Raw genomic sequence first — 14,134 nt, 5'->3', positions numbered from 1 at the left:
GCCTACTTACCGGTCTCCTTGGTGACCAGCGTGATCGCCTCCTCCACGTCGTCCGTGATGTGGAACAGCATCAGGTCCACCTCCGATGCCTTGCCCTGGGCGATCACCGTGTTCTTCAGCCAGTCGACCAGGCCGCTCCAGTACTGCGAGCCGAACAGGACGATCGGGAAGCGCGTCACCTTCGTGGTCTGCACGAGGGTGAGTGCCTCGAAGAGTTCGTCCAGGGTGCCGAGGCCGCCGGGGAGCACCACGAAGCCCTGGGCGTACTTCACGAACATCGTCTTCCGTACGAAGAAGTAGCGGAAGTTCAGGCCCAGGTCGACGTACGGGTTGAGGCCCTGCTCGAAGGGCAGCTCGATGCCGAGGCCGACCGAGGTGCCCTTGGCCTCCACTGCGCCCTGGTTGGCCGCCTGCATGGCGCCGGGGCCGCCGCCGGTGATCACCGCGAACCCGGCCTCCACCAGCGCCTTGCCGATGGCGACGCCCGCCGCGTACTCCGGGGAGTCCTCCGGGGTGCGCGCCGAGCCGAACACGCTGATCGCGGGCGGCAGTTCGGCGAGCGTGCCGAAGCCCTCGATGAACTCCGACTGGATGCGCAGGACCCGCCACGGGTCGGTGTGCACCCACCCCGAGGGGCCTTCGGTGTCGAGCAGACGCTGGTCGCTCGTCCCTGGCTGCATCTGGTCACGGCGCCGGACCACCGGCCCCGTCCGCTGCTCCACAGGACGTCGCTTGCCCTCCGGGTTGCTCATCGTCTGCTCCCTTCCTGCGCAGGTATCACGCACTTACGTAGAGCAAGGGTAGGTCTACGCGGGTTACATGCGAGGGACCTCGGGATTGCTACGCGGTGTAGCCCCGGTCCGGCAGCTTGTCCGGCTGGGGGTCCGGGGGTTATCCCCCGGGAAATACAGTCATGCGAGGGACCCCGACGTATCGGGAAGCCGAGTATCAGGGAGCCGGGCAGCAGGAAGCCAGGTGTCAGGAAGCGGTGAGCCAGGCGGCCAGGCGCTTCTCGCCCTCCAGGATGAGCGAGGTCTCGACCCGCTCGTCGATCTTGTGCGCGAAGATCGGGTTGCCGGGTCCGTAATTCACCGCCGGAACACCGAGCGCACTGAAGCGGGAGACGTCGGTCCAGCCGAACTTGGGCCGCACCTCGCCGCCCACGGCGGCCACGAAGGCGGCGGCAGCGGGGTGGTTCAGGCCGGGGCGCGCGCCGCCCGTGTGGTCGTCGACGACGAACTCCTCGATAGGACAGCCATCGAAGAAGTCGCGGACGAACCGCTCGGCCTCCGCCATCGACCGGTCGGGCGCGTAGCGGAAGTTGACGGTGACGGCGCACTCGTCCGGGATGACGTTGGTGGCGACGCCGCCCTCGATACGGACCGCGTTGAGGCCCTCGTGGAACTCCAGGCCGTCGACGACCGGCTTGCGCGGCTCGTAGGCGGCGAGGCGCTCCAGGATGGGGGACGCGGCGTGGATGGCGTTGTTCCCCATCCACGCGCGCGCGGAGTGGGCCCGCTCGCCCTTGGTCTTCAGGATGACGCGCAGGGTGCCCTGGCAGCCGCCCTCGACATCGCCGTTCGTCCCCTCCAGGAGGATCGCGAAGTCGCCCTCCAGCCAGTCGGGGTGGGCGTCGGCCACGTGTCCGAGGCCGTTGAGGTGTGCGGCGACCTCTTCGTTGTCGTAGAAGACGAACGTGAGGTCGCGGTTGGGCTCGCGGACCGTCTGCGCGATCCTCAGCTGGACCGCGACGCCCGCCTTCATGTCGCTGGTGCCGCAGCCCCACAGGGTGCCGTTCTCGTCGAGCCGCGAGGGCACGTTGTCGGCGATCGGGACCGTGTCGATGTGGCCAGCGAGGATGATCCGCTCGTCGTGCCCCAGGTTCGTCCGCGCCACGATGTTGTTGCCGTACCGGTCGACCGTGAGGTGCGGCAGCTCCCGCAGGGCCTCCTCGATCGCGTCGGCGAGCTCCTTCTCGCTGCCACTGGGCGAGGCGAAGTCGACCAGCTGCGCCGTGAGGCGTGCGGCGTCCTGCGTGAGGTCAAGGGGGGTGCGGTCCATGGCGTCGAGCCTAATGCCCATGGGACGAGGGTCCTGTCAGTGGACTCCAGTACCTTGGACGCGTGCCTGAGCCCCCCACTCTCGTCCGGCGCGGCCGCCTCCTTCGGATCGGCGCGGCCCTCGTCGTGCTGCTCGCCGTGGCCACGTACATGGCCGTGCAGTACGCCACCGGGGGCCGCTCCAAGCCGAGATGCACGGTCGTATCGGCGAACGGGGGCGCGGACGGGGCGACATATGAGTTCACGTCCGAGCAGGCGGTGAACGCGGCGACGATCGCCGCCGTCGGCACCTCGCACGGCATGCCCGAGCGCGCCGTCACGATCGCCCTCGCGACGGCGCTGCAGGAGTCGGGGCTGCGCAATATCGACCACGGGGACCGGGACTCCCTGGGCCTGTTCCAGCAGCGCCCCACGAAGGGCTGGGGCACCGCGGACCAGATCATGGATCCGGCGTACGCGTCCGAGCGCTTCTACGCGCACCTGGCGCAGATCCCCGGCTATTCGCGGCTCCCGCTGACCGCGGCCGCGCAGCGCGTGCAACGCAGCGGCTATCCGCAGGCGTACGCGAAGCACGAGCCGGACGCGACGTTGCTGGCCGCCTCGCTGACCGGTCGCGCCGCCGCGTCGCTCACCTGCGACGGGCGGGCGGTCGGTGGCGAGGGTGCGCGGTCCGGCGACCCCGCGCGCGTGCGGGCCGCGCTCGCCCGTGACTTCGGGCGGGACGTGGCGCCCGCGAAGGGGCCGGGCGCGGGTTCCGTCCGCGTCCCCGTGCCCGCCACCGTCGACTCGGCGGCGGGCGGGGAGCGGCAGCGCGGCTGGGAGCTGGCGCAGTGGGCGGTGGCCAACTCCTCGGTGCTGCGCATCGAGCGGGTCTCCTACGCGGGCCGCGAGTGGGCCGCCGATGGATCCGGGGACAAATGGCGCAAGGTGTCGTCCGCGAAGCGGGGCGGTCGGGCCGGTCCTGCGGCCTCGATGACCGTCGGCGAGGTCCGGATCGTCACTGGGCAGTAGTCCGGACGCTCACTCGAACGGGTAACGCGGATCATGCTGGGTGGACGCCGAAGGGGCACCTTCGGGTGAGGTGGGGCCTCACCCCCAAGACCCTTGTGAGCAGCGCGCCGTAAGGGTTCTGCAGAGGGCGGCGATGCGTGCAGTTTGCCCGTTTCTGCCCACAACTGATAATGCGACGCATTGCGAACCCTTTACGTTTCCGACCCGCAACCTTCCTGGGGGCTGGGGCGGTTGTCACGGCGTCCGATCGCCGCACGGCAACCGGGCACCAAACGTTCTCTCCCGTCTAAGGAGCATCATGTCCCTCCCCCTGACCCGCCGGATCGCCCGCGCCGCGCTGCTCGTAGCGGCAGGAGCGGCGCCCGTGGTCGGTGCGGCCGGCTCCGCGAGCGCCGTCGCCCTTCCGGCCACGACCGACCTGGGCGGTGTGACCGCCCTGGACGGTGCGAACGTGGGCAGCACCGTCGACAGTGCGGCTCGGCACACCAGCGGTGCGGCCGGTGCCACCGGTGGCAAGGCCGTCGAGAAGGCCGTTCCGGCGGCGGGCAAGGTCGTGGGCTCCGGCGCGAAGACCGCCGTGCCGGCCGCGCAGGACGCCGCGGGTGGGGTGGCCGGTAGCGCGGGTGACGTGCTCGGTGAGACGGCCGGGACCGCGACGGATGGTGGGCTGCCGGTGGGTGGTGGTGGTCTGCCGACCGGGGCGCTGGGTGGCCTGCCGATCGGCTGACCGCCGGATTGGCTGAACGGGGTGCCGGGAGCGTTCTGCTCCTGGCACCCCGTTTCGCTGCCGGGCCGTGGCGGGGCCGTGCCGTGCCGGGGCCGGGGCCGGGGTGACTGGTGCGCGGCACCGGGGTTCTGGTGCTTCGTTGGGGCCGAGCCCCGCGCCACTGGTGCGCGGCACCGGGGTCCGGCGCTTCGCCGGGGCCGAGCCCCGCGCCACTGGTGCGCAACCCCGGGGTCCGGCGCTTCGCCGGGGCCGAGCCCCGCGCCACAGGTGCGCAACCCCGGGGTCCGGCGCTTCGCCGGGGTCGGCGCCCATCGCCCTCGTTGCGCGGCACCGGGGTGCCGCCTTGCCCACCCTGCCGCCCAAGGCGGCAGATTGCCCAAGGCGGGGTGGCGGCCACCCGGACGCGCGCGCGGCAGATTGCCCAGGGCGGGGTGGCGGCCACCCCGACGCCCGCGCGGCGGGTTACCCAGGCGGTGGCGGCACTCCGTCGGGCCGACGCCCCCGGAGGGGGCGGGTGGGTGGGAGATGGGCGGGCGGCCTGGTGGCGGTCCGCTGCCCCCATGGCGGTGGGTGGATCAAACCCCGCTCTTGAGCGCGAGCCAACGGGGCCCGGGCGAAGCCCCCGGTTCGCAAGGCCCCGCCCCCCGGGCGAAGCCCCGGATCGCGAGACCCCAACCCCGGGCGAAGCCCCGGATCGCGAGACCCCACCCCCGGGCGAAGCCCCAGTTCGGGCCCCGCCCCCGGGCGAAGCGGTGGGGCCCGTGCCCCCGTCAGGTCAGGCGGGCCACCGCCGCCGCCACCCGCTCGTCCGAGGCCGTCAGGGCCACGCGTACGAAGGTGGCGCCAGCCTCGCCGTAGAAGTCGCCGGGGGCCACCAGGATGCCGAGGTCGGCCAGGGCGGACACCGTGTCCCAGCAGGACTCGTCGCGGGTGGCCCAGAGGTACAGGCTCGCCTCGCTGTGTTCGATGCGGAAGCCGTGGGCCAGCAGAGCCGAGCGCAGCACCTCGCGGCGGGCCGTGTAGCGCTCCCGCTGCACCCGCACGTGCTCGTCGTCGCCGAGCGCCGCGACGACCGCCGCCTGCGTCGGCGCGGAGGTCATCATGCCGCCGTGCTTGCGGATCTGGAGGAGCGGGCCGAGCACCGAGGCGTCGCCCGCGATGAACGCCGCGCGGTAACCCGCCAGGTTCGAGCGCTTGGAGAGCGAGTGGACCGCGACCAGACTCTCGTGCGAGCCGCCGTTGACGTCCGGGTGCAGGACCGAGACCGGGTCGGCCTCCCAGCCCAGCTCCAGGTAGCACTCGTCGGAGAAGATCAGGATGCCGTGCGAACGCGCCCAGTCCACGATGCGCTTCAGTTCGTCCTTGCCCAGCACCCGACCCGTGGGGTTCGACGGGGAGTTGAGCCACAGGAGCTTCAGGCCGGCCGGGTCGAGCTCGGTCGGGTCGTCGTAGACGACGTGGTCCGCGCGGGCCAGGCGGGCGCCCACCTCGTACGTCGGGTACGCGAGACGCGGGTAGGCGACCTTGTCGCCGGGGCCGAGGCCCAGCTGGGTGGGGAGCCAGGCGACCAGTTCCTTGGAGCCGACGACCGGCAGGACGTTCGTGTGGTCGAAGTCACGGGCGCCGAGGCGGCGTTCGCACCAGCCGACGAGCGCGTCACGCAGCTCGGGGGTGCCCCAGACCGTCGGGTAGCCCGGCGAGTCCGCGGCCTCGACCAGCGCCTTCCGGATCAGCTCGGGCACCGGGTCGACGGGCGTGCCGACGGAGAGGTCGACGATGCCGTCCGGGTGCGCCGCGGCCGTCTTCTTGTACGGCTCCAGCTTGTCCCAGGGGAAGGCGGGGAGGCGGTCGATGGGGGCCGGGACGGTGGACACCTGGCTGGCTCGCTTTCCTCGTGATGCTTTCTTCGCGACGCGGCTCTCTTCGCGACGTGGTGGACAAACACCTCGGTCCCGTACGGCAGTCAGAGCCGTACGGGACCGGGGCAGTGCCTGTGCGTACCGCCGGCGGTTACTGGTTCTGCGGCGGCAGCGCGGCGATGAAGGGGTAGTCCTTGTCGATCAGGCCCATCTTCGAGGCACCACCGGGCGAACCGAGATCGTCGAAGAACTCGACGTTCGCCTTGTAGTAGTCCTTCCACTCCTCAGGAGTGTCGTCCTCGTAGAAGATCGCCTCGACCGGGCAGACCGGCTCACAGGCGCCACAGTCGACGCATTCATCCGGGTGGATGTACAAGGACCGCTTGCCCTCGTAGATGCAGTCGACCGGGCACTCCTCGATGCACGCCTTGTCCTTGACGTCGACACAAGGCTGCGCGATGACGTAGGTCACGCTGTCGTTCCTCCTCGATAGGGCGCTGGCGGGCCTCCGCAGGCTCCGCCGCCTGGCGCGCGGGAGCGCGGCGTCGTCGATGCCCGCCTCTAGTATCTCCGTTCCTGGGCATGATCCGAACAGGAGGGGTGGGGCGAGCTGTGGAATTCACTGCGGGCGGACGCCTGGAAGTCCGCATTTCAGGCGCTGACGTGGGGAAACGCGTCTCTGTACGACGGGTGAGCGGGGACGGTTCCGCGGGTCGAAAGTTCACCGACACCGTCGGAGTTCTCACATCGTGGAACGATGGTGTGCTCCTCGTCACACGGAGAAACGGTGAAGGTGTGCGGATCGAGGAGTCTGCGCTGGTCGCGGGGAAGGTCGTGCCCGCCGCGCCCGCGCGTCGCCGCGGCCCCTCGGCCACGTATCCGGAGCTCGCTCGGGTCGCCTCGCGCGCGTGGCAGCCGATCGAGAGCGAGCGGCTCGGCGAGTGGGAGCTGCGTGCCTCCGAAGGATTCACCCGGCGGGCCAATTCCGTACTCCCCCTGGGTGACCCCGGGCGTCCGCTCGACGACGCGCTGAACCACGTACAGGAGTGGTACGCGGCCCGTGGCCTGCCGGCGTACGCGCAGACGGCGACCGGGGCCGAGGGGGCGCAGGAGGTTCTGTGCGCGGGGCTCGAGGAGCGCGGGTGGGAGCGCGAGGTGAGTGCCGAGCTGCGGATCGCGGCGCTCGCGCCCATCGGGGACGCGCCGGACGCGCCGCACGTGTCGCTGAGCCGCGAGCCGGACGAGGCGTGGCTCGCGCGGTACCAGCGCAAAGGGGCGAGCGAGGTCGCGTTGAAGGTGCTGTGCGCCGGTCCCTCGGTGTGGTTCGCGACCGTGCCGGGCGACGGTGACGTGCCCGCCGCGATCGGGCGGTGCGTGGTCGACGGGCGGTGGGCCGGGTTCGCCGCCGTCGAGGTCGACCCTGCGTACCGGCGTAGGGGACTCGCCACGGACGTGATGACGGCGCTCGCCCGGCAGGCGCTCGACGAGGGCGCTTCGGCGGCCTGGCTCCAGGTCGAGGCGGAGAACGAGGGAGCGCGCGCCCTGTACGACCGCCTGGGTTTCACCACGCATCACGCCTACCACCACTACCGTGCTCCGGAACGTGGTCCCCAGTGACCCGCTAATCGATCGGCCTGAGAGGGCACGAGGCACGTATGTCCCCCCACCTTTCCCCCCGTTCCACGGAACTGCGCCGACGGTTCGCCGAAGAGGCGCGGGCCGAGCGGCCCGATCTGGCGCAGCTGTGTCTGCTGCTCGCAGCGCAGGGCGACACCTCGCTCGACGAGGCCGGCATGGACGCCGTGCAGATCGAGCTGGACGAGCTCGCCGGGCGGCTGCCGTACCGCCCCGGATCGCCGCACGACTGGGCCACCGCGTGCGCCGAGCTGCTCGGCGCGCGCACCGGTTTCCACGGCACGCCGAACGACTATCAGCGGCTTGAGTCGTCCCTCCTCCACGAGGTCGTACGGCGCCGCAGAGGGCTGCCGATCCTGTTGTCGGTGGTCTGGCTCGAGGTGGCCCGGCGGGCCGGGGCGCCGGTGTGCGGGGTGGCCCTGCCGGGACACTTCGTGGTCGGCTTCGGCCCCGCCGATGAGCAGGTCCTTGCCGATCCGTTCGACGGCGGGCGGGTCCTGACGGGATCCGACGCGCAGACGCTCGTGGCGGGAGCGACGGGCGGCCCGCTGGATCCGTCGATGCTGCGGCCCGCCGATCCGCTGGACGTGGTGCTACGGATCCTCAACAACATCCGGGCGTGGGCGGCGACGCGGCCCGAACGCTCCGACGTGTCGCTGTGGGCCGTGGAACTGTCGCTGCTGCTGCCCGCCCACCCGGCACGACTGCGCTACGAGCGGGCCCAGCTCCTCGTACGCCGCGGGGACTTCGTGAACGGGGCGGTGGAGCTGGAGGCGTACGCGGACGTGGTCGGGGCCGTCGACGAGACGGCGGCGGAGTCGGTGCGGGAGCAGTCGCGGGCGGCCCGCGCGATGCTGAACTGAGCCGCCGGAGCGCCGGGCGTCACAGCCAGCCCTTGTCCCGCGCGGCGGCCACCGCCTCCGCCCGGTTGCGCACCGCCAGCTTCTGGATCGCCACCGACAGGTAGTTGCGGACCGTGCCCTGCGACAGGTGCAGCGCGGTCGCCAGCTCCGCGTTGGTGCGGCCGTCCGCCGCCGCGCGCAGCACCTCGCGCTCGCGGTCGGTGAGCGGGTTCGCGCCCTCCGCGAGGGCCGCCGCGGCGAGCGAGGGGTCGATGACGCGTTCGCCCGCGAGCACCTTCCGTACGGCATCGGCGAGTTGCGCGGCCGGGGCGTCCTTGACCAGGAACGCGGCCGCGCCCGCCTCCATGGCGCTGCGCAGATAGCCGGGCCGACCGAAGGTGGTGAGGACGACGACCCGCAACTCCGGGAGGGCCGCACGCAGTTGAGCGGCCGCCTCGATGCCCGTACAGCCCGGCATCTCGATGTCGAGGAGCGCCACGTCCACCGCGTGCGCGCGGGCCGCGGCCAGGACCTCGTCGCCGCGCGCCACCTGCGCGACGACCTCGATGTCCGCCTCGAGACCGAGCAGCGCGGCGAGCGCCTCGCGCACCATCGACTGGTCCTCGGCCAGCAACACTCTGATCACGCTCATGCGGCGGATCCTACGGAGACCGGGACCCGGGCCACCAGGCGGAAGCCTCTGCCGCGTGCCGCGCCCGTCTCCAGGGTGCCGCCGACCGCGGCGAGGCGTTCGGCGAGGCCGGTGAGGCCGTTGCCCGGGGGCGCCCCGGACGGGCCGGAGCCGTCGTCCTCCACGGTCAGTTCGACGCGCGGCCCTTCGAGGGTCTCGCGCCGGGTGATGTCGACGACGCAGCGCCGCGCGCCACTGTGCCGTACGACGTTGGTGACGGCCTCGCGCAGTGTCCAGGCGAGCGCCGACTCCTGTGACTCGGGCAGGTCCGGGGCCTCGGAGGGCACGTCCGCGGCGACGCCCGCGGCGGTCAGCGCGGCCTGGGCGCCCGCGAGTTCGGTGGCGAGCCGGGCGCGCCGGTAGCCGCTGACGGCCTCGCGCACGTCGACCAGGGCCTGCCGGCTCACCTTCTCGATGTCGGCGACCTGGTCGGCCGCCTTGTCGGGGTGACCGGGCAGCATCCGCCCCGCGAGCTCGCTCTTGAGCGTGATCAGTGACAACGAATGACCGAGCAGGTCGTGCAGGTCGCGGGCGAGGCGCAGCCGCTCCTCGTTGGCGGCGAGCTGGGCGACCCGGGCGCGGGCCTCCCGCAACTCCCGCGTCGTACGGACCAGTTCGCGTACGCCGATCATGGAGAAGCCGGCGAGCAGGGCGGGCACCAGAAGCCAGTACTGCGGCTCCGTGTCGAGGAGCAGCCCGACGCCGACCATGACGGCCGTCGTCACGAGGATCGCGAGCCGGGTCCAGCGCAGCGGCAGGACCGCGCCACAGGCCACGGAGATGTACACGAACAGGACGAGCCAGTCGGCCCCGAGGGTCAGCGAGAGGACGACGGCGAGCACCGGCAGCACGGCCAGGGAGGCCTGCACCGCGAGCCGGCCCACCGGCCGGGCCATCCGGCGCATGACGAGGACGACGTAGCAGCCGACGAAGGCGGCCAGGCCGAGCGCGCCGAGGACCGTCCCCCTCGGGCCGTACTCGCCCTTCACCAGGTCGGCGACCGGGCTGCCGAGGAAGGCCAGCCACATGCCGATCCAGAGGAGCTTCAGGAGGGTCTCGCGGCGGCTCTCCGGCGGCTGGCCGATCTTCGGAACCCTGTCCTGACCGTCCCGGCTGTCCCGGCTGTCCTGACCGTCCCGGCCGTCCCACCCGTCCACATCCGTACTCACGCCTTCAACGTGTCCTTCCGGTACAGCCAGGCCGCGCCGCCGGCGAAGAGCAGGAAGTACGCGACGAGCAGCGCGACGTCCTTGGCCTCGGGGGCGCCACCCAGCTCGATGGCCTGGCCGAGGGCAGCGTACGCGTGGGTGGGCAGCCATTCCGCGATGTCCTGCAGCCACTGGGGGAATCCGGTGGCCGGCATCCACAGGCCGCCCAGGATCGAGAGCCCGAAGTACGTGATCATCGTGATCGGCCGGACGGCGTCGCCGGAGGCGAGATAGCCGATGGCCACGCCGAGCGCGGCGAAGACGAGGCTGCCGGCCCAGATCGAACCGGTCAGCGCGAGCCACTGCCAGGCGTCGAACCGTACGTCCTTGAATGCCGCGGCCACGACGAAGACGACCACGATGGACGGGAGCGAGACGACGGCGGCGCTCGCGGTCTTCGCGAGGACATAGCCGCGTCCGGGCAGCGGGGTGAGCCTCAACTGCCGCACCCAGCCGTTCTCCCGCTCCTTCGCGATGCGCTCGCTGTTGCCCATGAGGACGGCGGTGAGCGCGCCGAAGGAGGCCATCGAGACCATCATGAACGCGGGGAGGTTCAGCCCGGTGCCGTCGACCTTTGTCGATGTGTCGGCCTTGCCCGCGATCAGCAGGAAGAGGACGGACGGGTAGATCACCGAGAAGAACAGGAACTTCCGGTTGCGCAGGGCGCGGGTGAGTTCGAGCTTGATGAGACTGAACATGCCGGGTGTGCTGTTCATCGGGCCTTGGCCTCCTCGGCTTCGGTGATCGCCACGAAGGCCTGTTCCAGGCCGAGTCCGGCGACTTCGAGATTGCGCGGGTAGACGCCGAGCCCGTAGAGCGCGTGCACGGTCGCGTCGGCGTCGGTGGACTGGATGCGGACGGTCTGTCCGCTGATGGATACGCCGGTCAGGAACGGGAGCCCCTTGATGGCGGGTTCGTCGATCGCGCCCTCCAGGTCGAAGGAGACCCGGCGCGCTCCCGCCTTCGCCTTGATCTCGGCGGCCGTGCCGTCGGCGAGGAGCCGGCCGCGGTGCAGCACGAGGACGCGGTCGGCGATCGCGTCCGCCTCCTCCAGGTAGTGCGTGGCGAACAGCACCGTGCGGCCCTGCTCGGCCTGCTCGCGCATGGTCGCCCAGAACGCCTGCCGGGCGCTCACGTCCATGCCGGTCGTCGGTTCGTCGAGGACGATGAGGTCGCTGTCGCCCGCCGTGGCGAGGGCGAAGCGGACGCGCTGTTCCTGGCCGCCGGAGAGCTTGTTGACCTTGCGGTCGGCGATCTGCGTGAGTCCGGCGCGGGCGAGTACCTCGTCGGCCGGGTACGGCTTCGGGTGCAGGGCGCAGCCGAGCCGGACGAGTTCGCGCACGGTCACCTCGTCCATCAGGCCGCCGCTCTGGAGCATGGCGCCGACCCGGCCGGCCGTGATCGCCTCGCGCGGGCTGGTGCCGAAGACGCGGACCTCGCCGGTGTCGGCGGGGCGCAGGCCGAGGAGCAGGTCGAGGGTGGTGGACTTGCCGGCGCCGTTCGGGCCGAGCAGGGCGACCGTCTCGCCCGCGTGCAGTTCGAGGCCCAGGTCGTCGACCGCCCGCACGGTGCCGTACGTCTTCGTCACCCCGCTGAAGGTGACCGCTGCGTGTGTCGTCATGGCATTCAGCGTCGCCGGTGGACGGGGGTGCGCGGCAGTGTCGTCAAGCGTGAGTCCCGCATGACGGATGTCATGCGGGACTCGTGACGCGGGTGCGCGGGCTGGGCTATCCGGCGTTCGTCTGGATCTCCGCGGTGCGCTCCGTCGGGGTCTTGCCGAGCAGTGCCTTGCCGATGGCGGCGGCCACGTCCGTGGGCTGGACCGGCGTCTTCTTGCCGGTGCCGCGGGTGACCAGGACGCCGTCGAAGGTGTTGCCGTAGAGCTGCTTGAGCACCGGGAGGTTGTACTTCTCGACCAGCTTCCCGTTGACCGGCTGGACGCTCAGGATCTTCGGCAGCGACTTGTCGGGGCCGAACTGGATCGAGGCGCCGCCCGCCTTGACCGTGATCAGCCCGGACATCGCGGGCTCGGCGAACTGCTGCATCTTCCGGTCGACCTCGGCGTCCGGGATCGTCGGCTTCTGCGTCGACGTCGCCAGCGGGACCGCTCCGGAGGCGCCCGTCTCGATCTGCGCGTGGTACGCGTCCTTGACCGCGGCGGCCGACTGGGCGAGGTCGAGCCCCTTGCCGGTCTTGCCGTAGACGGGAACGGCCTTGCCCGGCGCGAACTTGATCGTGCCGTCGCCGGACGCGGCGGCGCCGCCCGCGGCCCGCTGCAGGGACGCGGCCAGCTTCTCCTCGTCGACGGGCATGACCGGGGCCACGACCCGTTCGTTGCCGAACAGCGAGCCGATCACCGAGACCGGGTTGTAGTCGCTGCCCGCGGCGGCGGCCACGGTCGACGCGGTGTCGAAGGAGAGGCCCGCCTGGGCCGGCCGCATCGCCACGGTCTTGCCGCCGACCTGCAGCTTCAGCGCCTGCTGCGTGCGCTTGCCGAGGGCGTTCTCCAGCTTGGTGGTCGCCTCGTCGCGGGTGCCGCCGCCGATGTCGACGCCCGCGACGGTGGTGCCCTTCGGGACGTCGGCGTGGTTCATCAACAGGCCCGCGCCGTACGCGCATGTGGCCACGCCGACGACGCCCACGCCGAGCAGCACCAGCTTGTTGCGGCCCTTCTTCTTGGGCGCGGGGGCGGACGGCACCGGGTCGGGCAGCTTCGGCGGGGTGTGCACCGCGGGGCTGTCCGGGCCCTGCTGGAACGGGTCGGAGGCGCCGGGAGACTTGGGGCCGCCGCCGGCCGAGGGGACGACGCGCATGCCGCTGGTGAGCGTGTCACCCGAGACGTTGCCACTGCCGCCCCCGGGCGGCTCCGGGGCCGGCTTCTGCGGCGTGAGGATCGCGGTGTCGTCGCTCATCCGCGGCGGCGACTGACCGGCGCCGGGGACCGACGGGTTGGGGGCACCGGGCGGCACCATCGGGCCGTCGCCCGCGGCCGGGCCGGTGGTGGGGCCGGTGGGCCCTTCGCCACGGTCGGGCGCGCCCGGGTCCTGGTTGGCGGAGAAGAACGGCAGACCGTCACGGGGCCCGGGGGCGCCACCCGCCCCGAGCGGCCCTGCCGCCACGGCACCGGACACATCGAACCCACCGGAGGAGCCACCGGCCGAACCGCCGGACGGACCACCGAACGGGTCGCCGGAAGAGCCACCGGACCGGCCACCGGAGGGGCCACCGGAGGAGCCGCCGAACGGGTCACCGGAAGAACCGCCGGACCGGCCACCCGAGGGGCCACCGGAGGAGTCGCCGAACGGGCCACCCGAAGAGTCACTGGAGGAGCCGCCGCCGAACGGGCCACCGGAGGAGTCGTCGGAAGAGGCTCCACCGAACGGATCACCGACGGGGCCGCGCATCGGACCGCCCGAAGTACCGGACGGGCCGCCGCCGTTGGAGCCGGGGGCGGGCGGCGTGGGAGCACCCGTGCCGCCGGACGGACCGCCCAGGCCACCCGCGCCTCCCGTGCCGCCGGACGGACCGCCCAGGCCACCCGCTCCGGCCGTCGGCACCGCGCCGGTCGCCGGGCCGCCGCCCGTACCGCCGCGAGGCTTGCGCGGCGCGAACCACTCGCTCGTCTTCTCCTCGCGCTGCGGCGCGGGCGTATCAAGCCCCGCCGGCGTTTGAGGCGCGGGGTCCGGGGCGGAGCCCCGCGACGTGGGACCGGCGGACCGATCGGCAGCCCCGGGGACCGGATCCGCCCCGCCCTTCGGCCCCCCGTCGACATCGCTCATCGGCGTCCGCATGACGACCGGCGGGATCGGCCGGGAGCCGGGGATGTTGATCCGGATCCGGGTCGTCAGCGTCGTCTCGGTCTTGGGTGCCTCCGGGGCACTCTGGTCGCCCGGCGGCGTCGGACCGGCGTCATCGGACGCCGCGCCCTGCGCGGGCGATCCGTACGGAGGCGTCCCCGACGGGTAGGCGGCAGCGCCGCGCCCCTGGGGCCCGGAGGACGAACTGTCAGTTTCACGGCTCAAGGCAGGTTCTCCCGGTTGGCTCCGCCGCCCGTCTCGACCTCTCGCGGGCTGCTCGGCGGCGCGCACCACCATACTGGCC

Annotated in this window: 13 protein-coding genes; 4 read left to right on the top strand and 9 right to left on the bottom strand. The window is 72.4% G+C overall.

Going from position 1 to position 14,134, the window contains the following annotated elements; all coding sequences use genetic code 11:
- Window positions 1–2: 2 nt before the first annotated feature.
- Entirely contained in the window at window positions 3–752 is a 750-nt protein-coding gene (locus ACIRHA_RS26310; RefSeq protein WP_351333434.1) for a TIGR00730 family Rossman fold protein, read from the bottom strand.
- 226 nt (window positions 753–978) lie between these two features.
- The gene (dapE, locus tag ACIRHA_RS26305; RefSeq protein WP_403850516.1) at window positions 979–2,061 is read right to left on the bottom strand and encodes a succinyl-diaminopimelate desuccinylase; all 1,083 of its coding nucleotides are present in this window, start codon (window positions 2,059–2,061) and stop codon (window positions 979–981) included.
- 62 nt (window positions 2,062–2,123) lie between these two features.
- On the opposite strand from dapE, the gene ACIRHA_RS26300 reads away from it, so the two are divergent.
- Window positions 2,124–3,071: a heavy metal transporter gene (locus ACIRHA_RS26300; RefSeq protein WP_403850514.1), complete on the top strand. Its 948-nt coding sequence runs from the start codon at window positions 2,124–2,126 to the stop codon at window positions 3,069–3,071.
- 298 nt (window positions 3,072–3,369) lie between these two features.
- Window positions 3,370–3,798 (top strand): ATP-binding protein, encoded by a 429-nt coding sequence (locus ACIRHA_RS26295; RefSeq protein ID WP_403850512.1) that lies wholly within the window; start codon window positions 3,370–3,372, stop codon window positions 3,796–3,798.
- Window positions 3,799–4,568: 770 nt separating this feature from the next.
- On the opposite strand, the gene ACIRHA_RS26290 is transcribed toward ACIRHA_RS26295, so the two are convergent.
- Complete coding sequence (locus ACIRHA_RS26290; protein ID WP_403850509.1) at window positions 4,569–5,672, bottom strand: bifunctional succinyldiaminopimelate transaminase/glutamate-prephenate aminotransferase; 1,104 nt, start codon at window positions 5,670–5,672, stop codon at window positions 4,569–4,571.
- A 136-nt stretch (window positions 5,673–5,808) separates the two neighbouring features.
- Entirely contained in the window at window positions 5,809–6,129 is a 321-nt protein-coding gene (gene fdxA, locus ACIRHA_RS26285; protein ID WP_266713752.1) for a ferredoxin, read from the bottom strand.
- A gap of 140 nt (window positions 6,130–6,269) precedes the next feature.
- Between fdxA and ACIRHA_RS26280 the strand changes: the two genes are divergently transcribed.
- Window positions 6,270–7,274, top strand: a complete 1,005-nt coding sequence (locus ACIRHA_RS26280) for a GNAT family N-acetyltransferase (protein ID WP_403850506.1) — start codon at window positions 6,270–6,272, stop codon at window positions 7,272–7,274.
- Between the two features lie 38 nt (window positions 7,275–7,312).
- Window positions 7,313–8,155, top strand: coding sequence for a tetratricopeptide repeat protein (locus ACIRHA_RS26275; RefSeq protein WP_403850503.1), 843 nt, complete (start codon window positions 7,313–7,315; stop codon window positions 8,153–8,155).
- Between the two features lie 19 nt (window positions 8,156–8,174).
- Here ACIRHA_RS26275 and ACIRHA_RS26270 read toward each other — a convergent pair whose 3' ends face one another.
- The 5 genes from ACIRHA_RS26270 to ACIRHA_RS26250 all read right to left on the bottom strand — a co-directional run bounded on the left by ACIRHA_RS26270 (window position 8,175) and on the right by ACIRHA_RS26250 (window position 14,055).
- Window positions 8,175–8,786 carry a response regulator gene (locus ACIRHA_RS26270; RefSeq protein WP_403850500.1) on the bottom strand — a complete coding sequence of 204 codons (612 nt, stop codon included), beginning with the start codon at window positions 8,784–8,786 and terminating at the stop codon, window positions 8,175–8,177.
- A complete protein-coding gene (locus ACIRHA_RS26265; RefSeq protein WP_403851133.1) occupies window positions 8,783–9,853 on the bottom strand; it encodes a sensor histidine kinase in 1,071 nt (356 codons plus the stop codon). The genes ACIRHA_RS26270 and ACIRHA_RS26265 overlap by 4 nt, the downstream gene beginning before the upstream one ends.
- A 137-nt stretch (window positions 9,854–9,990) precedes the next feature.
- Complete coding sequence (locus ACIRHA_RS26260) at window positions 9,991–10,731, bottom strand: ABC transporter permease (RefSeq protein WP_403851131.1); 741 nt, start codon at window positions 10,729–10,731, stop codon at window positions 9,991–9,993.
- A 14-nt stretch (window positions 10,732–10,745) separates the two neighbouring features.
- The gene (locus ACIRHA_RS26255; RefSeq protein ID WP_403850497.1) at window positions 10,746–11,654 is read right to left on the bottom strand and encodes an ABC transporter ATP-binding protein; all 909 of its coding nucleotides are present in this window, start codon (window positions 11,652–11,654) and stop codon (window positions 10,746–10,748) included.
- Window positions 11,655–11,760: 106 nt separating this feature from the next.
- Window positions 11,761–14,055, bottom strand: a complete 2,295-nt coding sequence (locus tag ACIRHA_RS26250) for a hypothetical protein (RefSeq protein ID WP_403850495.1) — start codon at window positions 14,053–14,055, stop codon at window positions 11,761–11,763.
- Window positions 14,056–14,134 lie beyond the last annotated feature (79 nt).

This window comes from Streptomyces sp. NPDC102360 (assembly GCF_044766085.1).
GTDB lineage: Bacteria > Actinomycetota > Actinomycetes > Streptomycetales > Streptomycetaceae > Streptomyces.
Note: the sequence above shows the minus strand (reverse complement) of the source record. Positions and strands in the feature narration are given on the sequence as shown.